General features: G+C 69.8%; 13 protein-coding genes and 2 pseudogenes. 8 read left to right on the top strand and 7 right to left on the bottom strand.

Going from position 1 to position 16,753, the window contains the following annotated elements; genetic code table 11:
- Positions 1-311 precede the first annotated feature (311 nt).
- Positions 312-1,946 carry a glycoside hydrolase family 43 protein gene (locus ACSMXW_RS01050; RefSeq protein ID WP_485803231.1) on the top strand — a complete coding sequence of 545 codons (1,635 nt, stop codon included), beginning with the start codon at positions 312-314 and terminating at the stop codon, positions 1,944-1,946.
- 97 nt (positions 1,947-2,043) lie between these two features.
- A pseudogene (locus ACSMXW_RS01045) lies at positions 2,044-3,452 on the top strand (non-reducing end alpha-L-arabinofuranosidase family hydrolase).
- A 125-nt stretch (positions 3,453-3,577) separates the two neighbouring features.
- On the opposite strand, the gene ACSMXW_RS01040 reads toward ACSMXW_RS01045, so the two are convergent.
- Both ACSMXW_RS01040 and ACSMXW_RS01035 read right to left on the bottom strand, forming a co-directional pair.
- A complete protein-coding gene (locus ACSMXW_RS01040) occupies positions 3,578-3,901 on the bottom strand; it encodes a putative quinol monooxygenase (protein ID WP_485803229.1) in 324 nt (107 codons plus the stop codon).
- A gap of 62 nt (positions 3,902-3,963) precedes the next feature.
- Positions 3,964-4,857 carry a helix-turn-helix transcriptional regulator gene (locus tag ACSMXW_RS01035; RefSeq protein ID WP_485803228.1) on the bottom strand — a complete coding sequence of 298 codons (894 nt, stop codon included), beginning with the start codon at positions 4,855-4,857 and terminating at the stop codon, positions 3,964-3,966.
- Positions 4,858-5,089: 232 nt separating this feature from the next.
- Here ACSMXW_RS01035 and ACSMXW_RS01030 point away from each other — a divergent pair, with 232 nt between their 5' ends.
- Positions 5,090-5,920, top strand: coding sequence for an aldo/keto reductase (locus tag ACSMXW_RS01030; protein WP_485803226.1), 831 nt, complete (start codon positions 5,090-5,092; stop codon positions 5,918-5,920).
- A gap of 254 nt (positions 5,921-6,174) precedes the next feature.
- On the opposite strand, the gene ACSMXW_RS01025 is transcribed toward ACSMXW_RS01030, so the two are convergent.
- The gene (locus ACSMXW_RS01025) at positions 6,175-6,882 is read right to left on the bottom strand and encodes an N-acyl homoserine lactonase family protein (protein WP_485803224.1); all 708 of its coding nucleotides are present in this window, start codon (positions 6,880-6,882) and stop codon (positions 6,175-6,177) included.
- A 439-nt stretch (positions 6,883-7,321) separates the two neighbouring features.
- Here ACSMXW_RS01025 and ACSMXW_RS01020 point away from each other — a divergent pair, with 439 nt between their 5' ends.
- Positions 7,322-8,317 (top strand): SDR family NAD(P)-dependent oxidoreductase, encoded by a 996-nt coding sequence (locus ACSMXW_RS01020; RefSeq protein ID WP_485803222.1) that lies wholly within the window; start codon positions 7,322-7,324, stop codon positions 8,315-8,317.
- Positions 8,318-8,474: 157 nt separating this feature from the next.
- Here ACSMXW_RS01020 and ACSMXW_RS01015 read toward each other — a convergent pair whose 3' ends face one another.
- A complete protein-coding gene (locus tag ACSMXW_RS01015) occupies positions 8,475-9,524 on the bottom strand; it encodes a CHRD domain-containing protein (protein ID WP_485803220.1) in 1,050 nt (349 codons plus the stop codon).
- A gap of 411 nt (positions 9,525-9,935) precedes the next feature.
- Here ACSMXW_RS01015 and ACSMXW_RS01010 point away from each other — a divergent pair, with 411 nt between their 5' ends.
- Positions 9,936-11,444, top strand: a complete 1,509-nt coding sequence (locus ACSMXW_RS01010; RefSeq protein ID WP_485803218.1) for a hypothetical protein — start codon at positions 9,936-9,938, stop codon at positions 11,442-11,444.
- 249 nt (positions 11,445-11,693) lie between these two features.
- On the opposite strand, the gene ACSMXW_RS01005 is transcribed toward ACSMXW_RS01010, so the two are convergent.
- The 3 genes from ACSMXW_RS01005 to ACSMXW_RS00995 form a co-directional block, all read right to left on the bottom strand.
- Entirely contained in the window at positions 11,694-13,079 is a 1,386-nt protein-coding gene (locus ACSMXW_RS01005) for an FAD-binding oxidoreductase (protein WP_485803216.1), read from the bottom strand.
- 368 nt (positions 13,080-13,447) lie between these two features.
- Positions 13,448-14,365 carry a hypothetical protein gene (locus ACSMXW_RS01000; protein ID WP_485803214.1) on the bottom strand — a complete coding sequence of 306 codons (918 nt, stop codon included), beginning with the start codon at positions 14,363-14,365 and terminating at the stop codon, positions 13,448-13,450.
- Positions 14,366-14,627: 262 nt separating this feature from the next.
- A complete protein-coding gene (locus tag ACSMXW_RS00995; RefSeq protein WP_485803212.1) occupies positions 14,628-15,041 on the bottom strand; it encodes a MerR family transcriptional regulator in 414 nt (137 codons plus the stop codon).
- A gap of 74 nt (positions 15,042-15,115) precedes the next feature.
- Here ACSMXW_RS00995 and ACSMXW_RS00990 point away from each other — a divergent pair, with 74 nt between their 5' ends.
- The 3 genes and pseudogenes from ACSMXW_RS00990 to ACSMXW_RS00980 all read left to right on the top strand — a co-directional run.
- The gene (locus ACSMXW_RS00990; RefSeq protein WP_485803210.1) at positions 15,116-15,616 is read left to right on the top strand and encodes a hypothetical protein; all 501 of its coding nucleotides are present in this window, start codon (positions 15,116-15,118) and stop codon (positions 15,614-15,616) included.
- A 544-nt stretch (positions 15,617-16,160) separates the two neighbouring features.
- Positions 16,161-16,508 (top strand): hypothetical protein, encoded by a 348-nt coding sequence (locus tag ACSMXW_RS00985; RefSeq protein ID WP_485803208.1) that lies wholly within the window; start codon positions 16,161-16,163, stop codon positions 16,506-16,508.
- 6 nt (positions 16,509-16,514) lie between these two features.
- Positions 16,515-16,676: pseudogene (locus ACSMXW_RS00980) on the top strand (DUF5994 family protein); the annotation flags it as partial.
- Positions 16,677-16,753 lie beyond the last annotated feature (77 nt).

Genomic DNA, 16,753 nt, shown 5'->3' with positions numbered 1-16,753 from the left:
TCTATACCCCATTGGTCGGTCAAGGGGAGAGCGAAATTGTTCGAAACGTCGGACGGCGGGTTCCGATAGAAGGCAGTTGCGGTGAGAGGTATTGACGTACTTCGGGGGACGCATATCATCGCTGGCTGTCCGAGGTACTGAAAAGCGTTCGATATTTCAAACGCAGTGGTGTCAACACGCCCATCGCGCAGACGAGAAGGACACACGACAGCCGTCACCTGAGAGGCCGTCCTCGCAACAGCCCCATGCTCTCGGGAGAACCGCGTCACCCCTTGTCCGTCCGACACCTCCACCAAGGAGAACGATCCCCTGTGTCCCCGCCTCCTTCCCCACACAGCCGCAGGCAGGTGTTGAAGGCCGCCACCTCTCTGGCCGCGGCCGGCGCCCTGCCGGTTCCGTTCGCCTCGCCTGCCGCGCCGTCCACCGCGGCGGGGCCGCGGCCCGGCGCCGGGGCGACCTTCTCGAACCCGGTGATCTGGCAGGACTTCGCGGACGTCGACATCATCCGCGTAGGCGACACGTACTACCTGTCGGCCTCGACGATGCACTACTCGCCGGGCGCGCCGATCCTCCGCTCGTACGACCTGGTGAACTGGGAGTTCGCCGGTCACTCGGTGCCCACGCTGGACTTCGGCCCGGCGTACGACCTGAACGGCGGGCGGGCGTACGTCAAGGGCATCTGGGCCTCCTCGCTCAACTACCGCCCGAGCAACCGCACGTTCTACTGGATCGGCTGTATCGAGTTCGCGAAGTCCTACATCTACACGGCCGGGCGGGTCGAGGGACCCTGGACCAGGCTCGCGGTGATCGACAACGCCTATTACGACTGCGGGTTGCTCATCGATGACGACGACACGATGTACGTGTCGTACGGCAACACCGAGATCAGCGTCGCCCAGTTGTCCGCGGACGGCAGGACCCAGGTCAGGGCCGAGCAGGTGTTCACCACGCCGTCGAGTGTGGGAACCCTGGAAGGGTCCCGCTTCTACAAGGTGGGCGGGAACTACTACATCTTCCTCACCCGCCCGGCCAACGGTCAGTACATCCTGAAGTCGACCGGCGGTCCCTTCGGCCCGTACACGATGCAGCAGGTTCTCCTCGACCTTCCGGGTCCGATCCCCGGGGGCGGGGTCCCGCACCAGGGCGGGCTCGTGGAGACCCAGAACGGCGACTGGTACTACATGGCCTTCGTCGACGCCTACCCCGGCGGCCGGATGCCCGCCATGGCCCCCATCACGTGGAACTCCGGCGGCTGGCCCGTACTGAAGACCGTGGACGGAGCGTGGGGCACCTCGTACCCGGTCCCGAACCTCCCGGCCCGTCCGGTCACCCCGCTCGTCGGCGTCGACACCTTCGACGGCACGTCCCTGAAGCCGCAGTGGGAGTGGAACCACAACCCCGACACCGGCAAGTTCTCCGTCGGCAACGGCCTGACGCTGCACACGGCGACCGTCACCGACGACCTCTACTCGGCCCGCAACACGCTCACGCACCGCATCCAGGGGCCCACCTCCACGGCGACGATCATCCTGGACCACACAAACATGAAGGACGGCGACCGGGCCGGCCTCGCGGTCCTGCGTGACTCCTCCGCGTGGATCGGCATCAAGCGCGAGGGCGGCAGGGCCCGGGTCTGCATGGTCAACGGCATCACCATGGACCGCAACTGGAACACCTCGGGCACCGGCGCCGAGGCCTCGAGCGCCGCCGTCTCGGGCACCCGGATCTGGCTGCGCGCCCAGGCCGACATCCGCCCCGGCTCCGGCCGACCGGTCACCTTCTCCTACAGCACCGACGGCCGCGCCTTCACCACCCTGGGGCCGACGTTCGCGATGGGCAACGCCTGGCAGTTCTTCATGGGCCACCGGTACGCCGTCTTCAACCACGCCACCCAGGCGCTCGGCGGCTCGGTGAAGGTCGAGCGGTTCGAGTTGTCCACGCCCTGACCGGGCCGTCCTCATCGTCCCCTCCCACCGGGGGGAGCACGACACACCGCGCGCACACCCAACCCTTCCTGCACCACCGACCGATTCAGGGAGAGTCATGAAGCGCCTGTCCAGACTCCGCCGACGCGCCACCATGGCGTTAGGAACGCTCGGGGCCGCCACGTTCGTCGTGGCGGGGGCCGCCGTGGTGCCCAGTTCCGCGGCCAGCACCCTGGGCGCGCAGGCCGCCCAGTCCGGGCGCTACTTCGGCACCGCCGTGGCCGCCGGGAAGCTCGGTGACTCGGTGTACTCCGGCATCCTCGACCGGGAATTCAACATGATCACCCCGGAGAACGAGATGAAGTGGGCCACCACGGAGCCCTCCCGGGGCTCTTTCAACTTCGGCCCCGCCGACCAGATCGTGAACCACGCCGCGGCACACGGCCAGCGGATGCGCGGCCACACCCTCGTCTGGCACTCCCAGCTGCCGAGCTGGGTCGGCAACATCAGGGACGTGAACACGCTGCGCAGCGTGATGAACAACCACATCACCACCGAGATGTCCCACTACAGGGGCAGGATCTACGCCTGGGACGTGGTCAACGAGGCCTTCGCCGACGGCAGCACCCAGCACCGCAGCTCGGTCTTCCAGAACGTCCTGGGCAACGGCTTCATCGAGGAGGCGTTCCGCACCGCCCGCTCCGCCGACCCCTCGGCCAAGCTCTGCTACAACGACTACAACATCGAGGACTGGAACGCCGCCAAGACGCAGGGCGTCTACGCCATGGTCAAGGACTTCAAGTCCCGTGGCGTGCCGATCGACTGCGTCGGATTCCAGAGCCACTTCGGCTCCAGCGGCCCGCCGGCCAGCTTCCAGACCACGCTGTCCAGCTTCGCCGCCCTCGGTGTGGACGTGCAGCTCACCGAACTGGACATCGCCCAGGCCCCGTCGAGCGCGTACGCGAACACGGTCAGGGCCTGCATGAACGTCTCCCGCTGCACCGGCATCACGGTGTGGGGCATCCGCGACAGCGACTCCTGGCGCACCGGTGAGAACCCGCTGCTGTTCGACGGCAACGGCAACAAGAAGGCCGCCTACAGTGCCGTCCTGTCGGCGCTGGGCGGCAGTGGTGTGGCCGGCGCGCGGCACCCGGCGCCGGCCGCCGCGACGTCTGCAAGGTCCAGGGCAGCAACCAGTACCTGCTGATCGTCGAGGCCATCGGCTCCGACGGCCGCCGCTACTTCCGCTCCTGGACCTCCGGCAGCATCAACGGCTCCTGGAGCCCGCTCGCCGACACCGAGTCCAACCCGTTCGCCCGGGCCAACAACGTGACCTTCCCCGGCGGCGCGTGGACCAAGGACATCAGCCACGGCGAGATGATCCGTGCCGGCTACGACCAGACCCTGACCATCAACCCCTGCAAGATGCGGTACCTCTACCAGGGGTTGGACCCCTCGGCCGGGGGCGACTACAACAGCTTGCCCTTGCGTCTGGGCCTGCTCACCCAGACCAACTCCACCTGCTGACCGGAGACGGGAGCCCCCCGGCCGCGGCGCGCGCGACGCTGCGGCCGGGGCGGCGTCGGCGGTCCAGCGGCCGCGGTTCGCCTGTTCGGCCTGACGGCGGCGCCGTCCGTCCGCCGCCGCGGCGATCAGTCGATCGTGATCTCTCCCATGGCGCTCCATCCCTGCGCGCCCGGAATCGTGGTGCTGACGATGTCGGGGGTGCGGCGCAGCAGGGGACGCATGGTCTCCAGGCCGGCGCGGAAGTGATCGGACGTGACGTGTGCCTCGGCGGCGTCGTCCTGGAAAGCCTCGACCAGTACGTAGGTGTCGGGATCTTCCAGGCTGCGGGACCACTCGAACCAGAGGTTGCCCGGTTCCTGCCGGGTCGCGGTGGTGAACGCCTCGACACGCCGGGGCCATTCCTCGGCATGCTCCGGCTTCACGGGGAACTTGACGACGATGAAGATCATTGCACCACCTTACGCCTCCGTCCCGCGCGAGAGTGCCTCACCGCCAACCCCGCACGGACTCGTCAGGTGGGCCGAGGGCTGGGGGAGGAGTTCTCCCTCTGCTTCGTCGTCGTCCAGCTGGCCAGCAGACGGAGGGCCTGCTCGGAAGGGGACCCGGGTTCCGCGGTGTGTACGGCGAAGGTCTGCTCGTCCTCCCCGACCGGGGCGAAAGCCTCATAGCCCAGCGTCAGTGCGCCGACCAGGGGATGGTTGTAGTGCTTCACACCACTGCTGCGGCGCAGTACGTCCTGATCGGCCCACCAGCGGCGGAAGTCCTGGTTGTGCACGGAGAGCTCACCGATGAGCTCGGTGAGCTGCGGGTCGTGGGGGTGGCGACCGGCGTACAGGTGCAGTGCGGCCACCGCGTCGCGGGCCGCCTGCTCCCAGTCGGCGTAGAGCTGCTGAGCGGCTTCGTCGAGAAAGATGAAACGTGCCATGTTCCGCTCGCGTCGGGGCACGGCGTCGAAGTCGGTCAGCAGGGCTCGCGCCAGGTGGTTGGTGGCCAGGACGTCCAGACGCCGTCCGGTGACCATGGCGGGGACATCGGTGAGGCTGTCGATCAGCAGGTGTATGCCCGGCCGGACACGTTGCGGTGGCACCGGACGCCTGGGTACCCGCCGTGCGGGGCGAGCCAGAGTCATCAGGTGTTCACGCTCTGTGCCGTCCAGAGCCAGGGCACGGGCGACGGCGTCCAGCACGGCCTCGGATGCCTGGATGCGACCGCGTTCCAGACGCACGTAGTAGTCGACGCTGATGCCTGCCAGGAGGGCGACCTCTTCGCGGCGCAGGCCGGGAACGCGACGGATTCCCGGTTGGGGCGCCAGCCCCACGTCTTCGGGGGAAACCCTCGCTCGACGGGAGCGCAGGTAGGCCCCCAGGTCGATCTGTCCTTGCGGGCCGGGGGCGTGGGCGGTCATGCGTTCAGGCTAGTGCGGCGCAAACGGCCATGGGGTGCCCAGAGGGGGTCTGACGTGCCCCCGGAAGGATTCGGCCCCTTTGGTCACGCTCGGCAAGCGGGCCGGGTGCTTACCTGGAGTGGCCACCGGAAAGGGTGGCCGAATGCCATGGATGGTTGTGAAAGGCGGGGTGGACGTGCCCTCGGATTCTGAAGCGGGCAGCGCCACGGTCACGGTCGGGGATTCTCTGACCGTGGGCCGTGTCGGTTACGGGGCCATGCAGCTCACCGGCAGGCAGGTGTGGGGAGAATATCCGGACGAGGCGGGCGGCATCGCCATGCTGCGTGCCGTCGTGGACAGCGGGATCACGTTCATCGACACGGCCGACGTCTACGGTCCGCACAGCAATGAGATTCTCATCCGAAAGGCCCTCCACCCCTATCCGGAGAACCTGGTCATCGCGACCAAGGGCGGCTTCGTACGGGGTGGTTTCGACTACTCGACACTGGATGCCGTCGGCAACAGGAACTACCTGCGGCAGAGCGCGCACATGAGTGCGCGCCGGCTGGGTGTGGAGGAGATCGACCTCTATTACCTGCACAGTGGCCGGGCCACCGACGTGCCGTTCGAGGAGCAGGTCGGCACACTCGCGGAACTGCGCGAGCTGGGTCTGATCCGCAACATCGGGCTGTCCAACATCACCGTGGAGCAGTTCCACGCCGCCCGGGCCATCGTCGAGATCGCCGCGGTCACCGCGCTGTACAACGTGAGCAATCGCAGCGGAGCCGCCCTGCTGGCGGCCGCCGAGGAGGCAGGGGCGGTCTTCTCCCCCTGGCACCCGGTCACCACCCATGACGGCCCCCACACCGAACGTGTCGAGCAGACGCTTGCGCGGATCGGTGCCCGGTACGGCGCGAGCGTGCAGCAGGTGGCACTCGCATGGCAACTGCATCGCTCACCCGTCTCGCTACCGGTCCCGGGGACCACGAACCCGGAGCACCTCAAACAGAACGTCGAGGCGGAGGCCGTACACCTCACCGACGCCGAGGTGCGGACACTTGTCGAACTCGTTCCCGAGTCCTGAAGCGGCGGCCAGGACACGTTCACCGGACGCGTCAGACCTCCCCCGCGCCGATGCCGCCGGCCACCGAGGCCCCGCCCACCCCTCATCGCCGGAGCCAACCTGACGCTCGGCGCCGGTGATCTGCCGCGGCTGCGCCGGTTCCACAGAGGCCTGGGGTGGGAGGAGCTGCCATCCAGCGGCGAGGGCTGGGCGAGCTTCCTGCTCGGCGGCCCGTAGCGGACCCGCGACCTGTCGACCGGGTGGCCACGGCCCGCTCAGGTGCCGCGGGCCGGTTCCCAGATCGAGCAGTCGTGGGCAAAGAGCACACGGCGTGGGTCGAAGTCGGCGAGCCTCGCCAACCAGGGCTGGACGGAAGGAAGCGGCTGACCCACGCCGTCGAGTGCGGCCTGGCGGGCCAGGTGGTCCGACGCGAACTGGGACGCGGAGTCGTGTGCCTGGCCGGCGAGGACCACGGTGCCGTCGCCTTGTCGGAGGACAAGCGACTGGTGTCCTCGGGTGTGCCCGGGGGTCGGAACGATCCAGACTCCTGGCCAGACCTCCGCCTCCCCGGCGAGTTCCTCGTAGGTCGCGCCGGAGAAGTCGACGAGTTCATCCACGGTGTAGTCGCCCCGGCGGGCCGTGGCCAGTTCCGATTCCTGGACCAGGACGGGCTTGCCGGTCAGGAGAGGATTGCCTCCGCAGTGGTCGAAGTGCAGATGGCAGTTCACGACGAGAGAGATGTCGCCGAGGCCTACTCCGGACGCCGACAGGGCGTCCGGTAGCGGACGACGCCGGGGGCGGTAGTGCGCTTCGGTCTCGTGGTCCGCCGTGCCGATGCCGGTGTCGAAAAGGATCAAGCCCTGGTCGTGGCGGACCAGATAGGCGAGCACGGGTTCCACCCGCGGCTGCGGTCCGCCGGTCTCCGAGGCGGGCCGGATGAAGTACCCCAGGTCAAGCCGGCGCACTGCGATATTGCTCCCCATGCGGCCATTCTGGCAGGCTGCGACGTCCCGTCGAGCCGCTCTGCCGACAGCAGATTCACCACCGGCTGCCCTCAGCGTGGGACGTTCCCGCTCCGGGGATTCAGCCTGCGCCCGAGTCCTGCTGGCTCGGGTTGCGGCCTTGGCCACGCAGTCGGACACGGTGCCGGCCTCGCCCGTGGTCGACCTCCCGCAGGGACTTCGCGCGGGGTCAGGCCCACGGCCCGGCAGCACGCCGACGCGGGGCCACGGGCGTGAGGCGGGACGGCCGTACGCTTCCCGTAGTCGGCGCGCTGACCATGACCATGGTAATTTTCGCGCATCGCTCATGGCGGGCGAGAAGCCGATCCCCGATCCCCGGGCCCCTGGGCCTGGTTCTCGGCCGCCTCCGGCTCTGCCGAGTCCGTTCGGGGAGGGACGTCTCAACGGCGTCGTGGTGATCATGAAGATGCAGCAGTGCGGGCTCGGGACGGGGTTCGGGGCGCTGAGCACTGCCGCGCAGGTACTTCAGGGCACCTCTCTGTCGGGAAAGCTGGCCGTGGTGACAGGGGGGTACTCGGGGATCGGTCTGGAGACGACCCGTGCACTGGTGGGCGCCGGTGCGCACGTGGTCGTCCCGGCGCGACGGACGAAGGTGGCGCAGGAGGTGCTGGGCGGTCTCCCGCGCGTGGAGATCGAGGAGCTTGACCTGGCCGCGCTGGACAGCGTCCGGGCGTTCAGCGACCGCTTGCTCGCCTCCGGCCGCGGCATCGACATCCTTGTGAACAACGCCAGTGTCGCGGCCTGCCCGGAAACACGCGTCGGGCCCGGATGGGAGTTGCAGTTCGCCGTCAACCACCTCGGCCACTACGCCCTCGTGAACGGTCTGTGGCCGGCGCTGACGCGGGGCGCCCGCGTGGTCTCGGTGTCGTCCCGCGCCCACCACGACTCACCTGTGCGGTGGGACGACATGCACTTCCGGAACGGGTACGACAAGTGGTTGGCATACGGGCAGTCGAAGACCGCCAACGTCCTTTTCACCGTACGTCTCGACGAGCTGGCCAAGAGGAGGGGTGTACGGGCGTTGGCGGTCCACCCCGGGACCATCGTCACCACGAACGCGTTCCGCCACCTCAGTCGCAGCGAGATGGCGGAAAAGGGATGGATTCACCCGGACGGCACCGCCGCCGCGGCCTCGGCCAAGACCGCCGAACAAGGCGCGGCCACACAGGTATGGGCGGCTACGTCCCCCCAGCTGGAAAACATGGGCGGTGTCTACTGTGAGGATTGCGATGTCGCCGAGCAGGCGGTCGACGGGAACAGCACACGCGGTGTGCGGGACTACGCCATCGATCCCGAGCAGGCCGAGCGTCTGTGGCGCCTGTCCGCCGAACTGACCGGGATCGACGCCTTCGTCCAGGACCTGTCGGCACATGGTCCACACCAGCAGATCATGTGACGACGGGCCCTGGTGGCGGTTGCCTCAGAAGGCCTGCTCCGCCGGCCGCGGCCGGCGGACTCGGTGGCTCAAGTCCGCGCTCGCGTGCGGCCGACCGTCCGCGCGGTGATGCAGTTCGAGCGGTGTCCTGAGCGCCGCCGGGTGGCAGCGACGAGCGTCATGTGGGGCTGAGGAACAGGTAGTCCGCGGTATAGCCCACACGGGCCCGCGGCTGCGCGGACGGGTTGCAGGTGCCCGCTGGAGCGACGCCACCGACCGTGTTGAGCCGCAGGACGGTCTGCGTCTTGGCGAGGACGCCTTGCGGGCTCCCGGTCTGCTTCGCGCTGAGGAACAGTTCGGGGATGTTCGTCGCGCCGTTGTCCAGCTTGTTGATCACAGATCCGGAGACGGACGAGCCGTCGGGGGCGACCCACTGCGGCGGTCCGGCCGGGCCCGGCCTGGCGAACGTGTGCTTGATGCCGCCCGACAGCGTGGCGTCCACGTTGTCCTGGGTGAACCTGTGGGCGCCGTCGGCCTGCTTCGTGCAGGCGTAGACCTGGGTGCCCTTGATGACGGGGTGAGCCGTCGAGTCCCGGATGGCGTCGGGCAGGGAAACCCTGGTGGGCAGCGAGAACACCTGGCCGCGGACGGCACCGCCGGGGAACTCGTCGGTGTGCAGGTTGAAGTAGAAGTTCTCCGGGTGGGCCTCGATGTCCCGCAGCAGCGCGTCGTCGGTCACCTTGGCCGTGCCGAAGACGTACTTCTTGCCGTCGGCGAGCTTCGTCATGAAGAAGGGGATCTTCACATCGCCGTTGACTCCCCGCGCGCCCTGGTGGATGTGCCCCATGGTGGGGGCCCCGATGCCGGTCCAGGCGAAGGCGAACGAGACCTCGTGGCCCTGGATGCGCATGAGCGCGATGGCACTGCCGTCCTTGTCTCCGACCGGCGGTTTGCCCTCGACCGGAACTTCGTTGTCGCCGCTGAGCACCGAGGCGAAGAACGTGGCGCCCGGGGCGTCCTTGCCGTACCTGTCGAGCACGCTGATCGGTTGCCCGGCGCCCCCGGCGGCGCTCGGCGCCCCCGCGGCCGCCGGCGCCGACGACGCGGTGGCGCCCGCAGGTGTCTGCGCGGTGCCCTTGTCATCGGTGCAGGCGGTGAGTGTGAGCCCGACGGCGGCGGTGAGCGCGGCAGCGGCCAGGGCCGCTCTCGGTAGTCCTCTGGACGTCAATCTCCGGCCTCCTGTTGCTGGTGCTGTGGACTCGGAAACGTCCACGCGCTCTAGAACGGGAGCTGGGCGCCGTTGGGTCACCTGACGGAATGAGACGTATGCCATAACCCCGAACCGTCCCTCTGCGGTCCCTCGCGTGATAGGCGGGCCGCCTGCGCCCGCCTCATAGCACCGCGTCGTGAGGCGCGGCGCCCGGCATGCCGGGCTCGCGGACTCGCCGACCCGCCATGCGTTCCCACACGTTCCGGGGCGTCGGGCCCAAGGTCATCCCTAGACAGCCGGGGAGCCCCGCACGCGCCTACGGCACCCGCCGAGCCGAGTCCGCCGCCGAAGCGGCTGCCTTGACGCGCATGGCGAGCGGACAAAAAATTGTCGCGATCACGTCACCTACGAGTGAGGCGGAAAAGTTCCGTGTTCCGTTCCAAGATCAAGGCTGCCGCGGTGGTCCTCGCCGTACTGTCGGCGACGACCCCCCTGTGGGCGGCCGGGCCGGCTTCGGCACGGAGCGACGGGCCCCAGTGCGTCGGCTCCGTCGCGCCCCTGTCGGTCGAGGAGAACCGGCTGAGCTGGGTCCTGCCCGACGACGCCGACCCCGCGAACCCCGAGCCGACGTCGTTCGCCCAGCAGATGATCAAGGGCGGCGGGTTCCAGGACTACGGCCCGGCGTTCACGCAGGCCCTGTGCCGTACGCCGAACCTTGAAGCCGCGACGGCATTCGTGAAGCGCGAGGGCCAGGACCTCTGGCAGGCGGCGGTACAACGGGCCCAACAGCGCGGCCCGGTCGCCGGCGACCTGCCCTACAGCGACGACCGCCCGCTCTACTGGACCCGCCTGCAGTCGACCGCCACGCTGCGCCGCTGGACACCCGACTTCCCGCTGTCCGACACGCAGCGATCCACGCTCATCACGACGTTCGACCGGGCCTCGCGGGGGATGTTCGACATCCACTTCCCCGGCGGCAAGGGAGTCAAGCGCGTCATCATGAGCGGTTTCGACCCGTACACGCTGGACGGCGGCACCACCGGCAGCGCGGCGGGGACGGTCGGCAACAACATCCGCCACGGCAACCCGTCCGGTGCCACCGCGCTCGCGCTCGATGGCACCACGTACAAGACCCAGGACGGCCGGACCGCCTACATCCAGGCGTACACGCTGCCGGTCAACTACACGGAATTCCGGGCGGGTTACCTGGAGGACACCGTCGGGCCGTTCATGCGTCCGGGTCCCCGGCGGGTCGACGCGTCGATCACCGTGAGCCAGGCCGGCGACTCGGTGTTCGACCTCGAACAGTGGAACGGCCGCTACCACGGGGTCTCGCCGGGCAACGACCACAGTCAGCCCTGCCCGACGGTGAACGGCACCCCGCAGCTGGCGGTCGACAACCACGGCTGCGACTCCACGGTCGTCGGCCGCTGGGGCGGGCCGAAGCAGTTCAGCCTGACCGATCCACCGCAGTGGACCACCACCACGCTGCCGATCGCGCAGATGATCAAGGCGAACACCGGCGCCTCGATCCCCCGTCCGCCCGGCGACGAGTGGCCCGAGAAGTCCGTGGCGTTCGGCGTGGTCTGGCACACCAACTACACCGAGTTCCCGGACTGCTCCGCACCCCGGCCGGTGGCCCGCAACAGCCCACCCCCGACGGACTACCCGCCGACGACCGCCCCGACGCCGCCGGACGCCGACTCGTGCTCCTACAGCGGTGGTGGCGGCAACTACCTGTCCAACGAGAGCGCCTACCGCAACACCCTGCTCCGGGACCGCATGGGCCTGAAGATCCCGGCCGGCCACATCCACACGCCGGACATGCAGCGCTTCGAGAAGCCGTTCGACGTGAGCGACGGCACCTTCGACGCCTGGCGCCTCGCCATCGTCGCGCAGGCCGGCAACCTCATCCGTGTGGTCGCCGACAACTCCTGAGCAACGACCACGGCCAGAGGGCACATCGATCACCGTGGCCGCCGTCCCGGTTCTCCGGTGCGGCGGCCACCGCCGTGTCAGGGGGTCTCGATGCGACGGCGCCAGGGCGCGGCGCTTGCTGCCTGGGCGAGCCGCGGAGTGCGCCGTCATGACCGGCCACCACGGATGACGGGGACTGGCGCCTGACGCCGAGTTCACGCGCAGGGGTGAAGCCGGTGGCACCCGCCGGGTTACCGGGTTCTCCGGTGGTCACGGCCGGGGAGTCGGCCTGATGTTCTGGTTGGCGTGGAAGAGGTTGTCCGGGTCGTAGGTCCGTTTGACCTGTGCGAGCCGGTCGTAGTGGGTGCCGTAGGTGGCGCGGACCCGCTCTTCGTCCTCGCCCGCGCCCATGAAGTTCACGTACGAGCCGCCCATCGAGTACGGGTGCATCTCCTCCCAGTAGTCGACGCACCACTGCTTGATGGTCTCGGCGTTGGCCGGGTCGGGGTCGATGCCCGCGAAGACGCCGGACCAGATGGCGTGCCGGTAGCTCCACGCGGTGTCGTGCGGTCCCACCCGGTGGGTGGCTCCGTCGACGGGGTAGAGGTGCATGAGCGACAGCGGGGTGGGAATGTTCTCGCCGTACTTGAGGTGTAGGTCCGAGGCGGCGTCCGGGATGTGGTCGAAGAAGTCGCCGCGCCAGTACCACTGGTATCCGGAGGGGATCAGGTCGTCGAACATGCTCTGCAGTGCGGGGTAGGGCATGGGTGCCGTGAAGTGGAAGGCGGGTGGTGCGGGCTCCCGCACCGACGTGAGCGCCTCCGGGAGGCGGCTCGGGTCACCGGTGTAGCACCACACGACACCGCACACCTTCTGCCCGTGGAGTTCGTCGGGGAACGGCGGGGCGGGCGGGATGGTGAAGAGCGCGAAGAAGCCGTACACGTCCTCGGGTGCCTGCGGGAGGAAGTCGCGGTACCAGGCCAGCACCTCGCGGGTGCGGTCGACCGGCCACACCGTGATCGCGGCCCCGACCGTGTCCACCGGGTGGAGCCGGTACGTGAAGGAGGTGACGATGCCGAAGTTGCCGCCGCCCCCGCGCAGTGCCCAGAACAGGTCCGGGTTCTCGTTCCTGTTCGCGGTGGTGAAGCTGCCGTCGGCGAGCACGACGTCCGCGGACAGCAGGTTGTCCACGGTCAGGCCGTACTTGCGGGTGAGGTAGCCGTGACCGCCGCCGAGGGTCAGGCCCGCTGTGCCGGTCATCGAAACGATGCCGGTGGGTGTGGCGAGGCCGAAGGCGTGGGTGGCGTGGTCGAGGTCGCCGAGACGGCTGCCGGCGCCGACCTGGGCGGTCCTGGCGGCGGGGTCGACGCGTACGCCCCGCATCGGCGAGAGGTCGATGGTGACGCCGCCGTTCACCAGGCACAGGCCGGGGCCGCTGTGTCCGCCACCCCGGACGGCGAGTTCGAGTCCGTGGTCACGGACGAAGGTGACCGCGGCCATGACGTCCGCAGCGTCCGCGCACCGCACGATGGCAGCGGGACGCTTGTCGATCATTGCGTTGTAGACCTTACGGGCCTCGGGGTATGCGGCGTCTTGCGGGCCTATGACCGGCCCGCGCAGCGAGGTCTGCATCGCTTCCAGAGTTGTGCTGTCCATGACGCTCTCCTCGATCGGGGCTGTAACCTCGTCCCCCGGCCCGGGCCACGCGAGCGGACGCTACAGAGCTCTCACAACCAGCGTCCCGCCTGCCCCGGGGCCATGCAATTCCCCTGGCCCGCCGCCCGCCGCCCGCCGCGCTCCCGGCACGTTCACCGGGGGTTCGTCACCCGCACTCTGTGCGTCCGGGACCACACGTGATGCCACGGGGCGGTCACCCGGTGAAGCCGGAAGCCGGGGCCCGACCAGCCCTCACCCGCGCCCCCGGAAGCCGCTGCGCATCTCCATGCAAGCCGGCCACCGCTGTCTGCCAGGGGATGCGGCAAGACGGATGCGCGACAGCAACCGCACCGCGCGTCGGGCATGGCTCAGGGTCTGTGGGCGATCGTCTTCTCCCGTATCAGTTTCTCCAGCTCTGTGTCCGACAGCGGGTGCAGAGTGTTCAGGAGACGGTGTAGCCCGGCTTCGCCGAGGGTCTGGCTGGTGACCTCGGCCTCCGCGTTCCGGTGCCGGCGAGTGAGGGTGACGGCGCGGCCGCTGCCGGGGAAGTCGCGGACCGTGCGCATCTCGCCGTGCGCGTCCACGGTGCAGGTCACGTCCTCTTCCGCGAGCCCGGGGCACTGAAGTTCCGGCGTGAGCGGCGAGCGCACCGTGAGGGCCACGTAGCCGTACCGCCGAACGGAGTGGTACTCGACGCTGAAGGAAGCGGGGCCGACTTCGGCACGGGCTGCTCGCATGCCGGGCGGCGTAGCGATCACGTACAGCAGCTCCGGATGCTCCCGGTACCGCGCGACCTCCGCCTCGTGCCGGCTCTGCCGCGACTGCGCCGGGCCGAGGAAGCCGCCATAGGCCACCCCGGCGGCCAGCGCGGCCACCGCCCCCAGCCGCACCCACCGGCTCGGCACGAAGAACGCCGCGGCCACGGCGTACGGCACTCCCGTCAGCACGAGCCTGGCATTGGCGCTCCCCAGGGCGACGTCCCTGCTGTAGGCGGCCAGGCCTGCCAGGACACCGAGTGTGCCGAGGACGAAGACCAGCACCGCCCAGCCGAGCCGCCGCGGCACGGAGCGGCACAGCGGCACCACGGTCCGCGCGGGTGTGCCCGCCGTGGCCAGCAGGCCCACCGTCAGCGGCACACCCAGCGCCAAGAGCAGCGCCGCCGCACCGGCACCACCCCTCCACTCCGTCACCAGAAGCCCTAAGCCGAGCGCCGGCACCATGGCCGTCATCGTCGCCCAGACCAGGAAGAGATGCAGGCCCGTCAGCGCCCGTCTGCCGCTCGTCATACCGCGGATCCTGTCAGCCGGCGTCCTGGCACACATGAGTTCTCGTACTCAGCACGGAACCCAAGGTGGGCTTCGCGTCACTTGGGAGGCCGGGGAAGTGGATGACGTTCGGCGCACAGTGCGGGCCGTAGCGAGTTCTGCCTGTCGGGTGGTGTGCACGCGGCCCGGCGATGCGGGCCAGGGGGCGAGGGCGTCCGTCGTACGAACGAAGCGTGGCATTCCCGCCACGTTCCGCAATCTCTGCGGTGTGGACTCCGCCCGGTCAGTGGCGGTCGGGGTCGATCTCGTCCAGGGACGCACCGGCAGCCAGGCGATCGAGGGCCGTGGTCATGGCGGGGCAGTCGCGGGCGGGGTGCTCGGCGGGGCAGGCGAGAGCGTGGCCCAGGAATCTCTTCGCCGCCTGTGCCCGGGCGATGAGCCGGTCGAGATCCGCGGTCTGGTCGCGCAGGACCTGCTGCCACTGCGGGCCCGGCTCGTCCAGCACCGCGGCCGCGGCGTCCCGGCGTATGCCCAGGAACCGGGCGATCTTGAGGAACGCCAGCCGGCGCAGCTCATCCTGCCCGTACAGGCGCCGCCCGCCCTGGCGAGCCGTCGGGCGGACCAGCCCGCGTTCGTCGTAGTAGCGCAGTGTCGAGGCTCGCATGCCGAGCCGCTGCGCGGCCTCGCCGATGCCCATCAGGTCCACTCCTCCAGTTGACTTCAAGCCGGCTTGAACCCGCAACCTGGGCGGTGAGGGAAGGAGCGGAAGCGATGACTGCGATCGTGGGAGTGCTCGCGGCCCTGCTGGCGGTTGCCACGCTGGTCCCGGCCATGGCGCACGTCCTCGAACGGCCGGGCAAACTCCGTCTCAGCCGCGCCGAGTACGCCGTGGTGCAGCGCGTCTACTACCCCGGGTTCACCCGAGCCGGCCTCGCCGAGGTCCCCGCCGTGCTCATGACGGCTGCCGCGGTGGCCCTGACCGACACGGGCGGCGCGGACACCGCCCTGCGGACAACCGCTCTCGCCGCCCTGGCCGCCGTCCAGGTCGTCTACTGGCTGCGGGTGCACCCGGTGAACCGTTTCTGGCTGGCAGGCCAGGACCTGGACCGCTTCAACACCGGCTTTTTCGCTTTCCACGCAGGAGCCGGGAAGGACGGCGAGGGTGTCGCGACGCAATGGGAGCAACTGCGTGCCCGCTGGGAATCCGGCCATGCCCTCCGTGCGCTCCTCGCCACGATCGCCGTCGTCACCCTCGTGGTTGCCCTCGCATGACGCCGTTCTCGGCCGCTGCGCGGGAACACCTGCGGCGGGACCCTCTCCGCGGACGGCCGGATCGCCGCCGGCCCCCGGGCCACCAGGCAGGCCGTGAAACCCTCCGGGCCCCGGGGGAGGTGGATCAGGGTGGGGAAGCCGCCCAAGCCGGTGCCGTGTGGGGTCCGGGGACGGTCGCCGAGGACGGCGCGCTGGGCAGGACCAGGTGACCGCCGGATTGACAGGGCCGTAGCCGGACGTTGACCGGCGGCGCGGTGCAGGGCCATGCTTTCGGAACGGACGGGGAGGCATTCCGCCTTCCCGCCCCGCCCCGACCCCGTGGAGACCGACGTGGGGACACCGGCGAGGCGGGCCATGACCGTTGCACGGACGAGAAGGAACAGAGCGCAGACGACGAAGGGCAGGATCACCGAAGACGCCTCGGCAGGGCCACCCGCAACGGGTGGCCGCAGTGCCGGGGCAGCACCGACCGGGTCTCCGGAAGCCTGAGGCAGGCCGTCCGGAAGACCGAGGACGCCTTCGGGCGCGACGGAAGCGGCACCCGATGATGTACGACCAGACACGCGCCCAGCAGCCCGCGGACGGAAGCGGGGGTCCCGCCGAACGCCGTGCCCGCGGCCCGGAGCCGCTGCTCCCGTCGGCCGAGGGGAACGAGATCGCCCTGCGCCTGCGGCACGCGCTCAACACCTTCGCCGACGCTCCGCGCGAGGCGGTGGAAGAGGCCGAGAGCGCCTATGACGAAGCCACCGCCCAGCTCGTGAACGTCCTCGCGGAACGGCGGCGTCTCCTCCGCGCCGGCTGGCAGGACCAGGACCCCGGGGCGCAGTCCGACGCATTCCGGCACGCGCTGAGGCAGTACCGGGAGATCACCCAACGGCTGCTCCATCTCTAGGCCGCCGCGGCCCCGGCCGCGCGCCCGGCACTGAAGCCCGACGGCACGTCCCGCGGCCTCCTGGACGGTGCCTGGTGGCCCCGCTCCGGGGATCTGTCGAGCGAACTGCCCGCACTGCCCGATGCCTTGGACCTCCGGTGGGGCCGCGTCACCCGCATCGCCGTCAACCGACGTGGTTCCCGTCGCAGGGCAGGCAGCCTCCGGCCCGGCCGAAGTCACCCTGGCCGCCCGAGAACCCCGCTGAG

Source organism: Streptomyces sp. DSM 116793 (assembly GCF_057320905.1).
The sequence above is the reverse complement of the archived record's forward strand: the minus strand, read 5'-3'. Positions and strand labels throughout refer to the sequence as shown.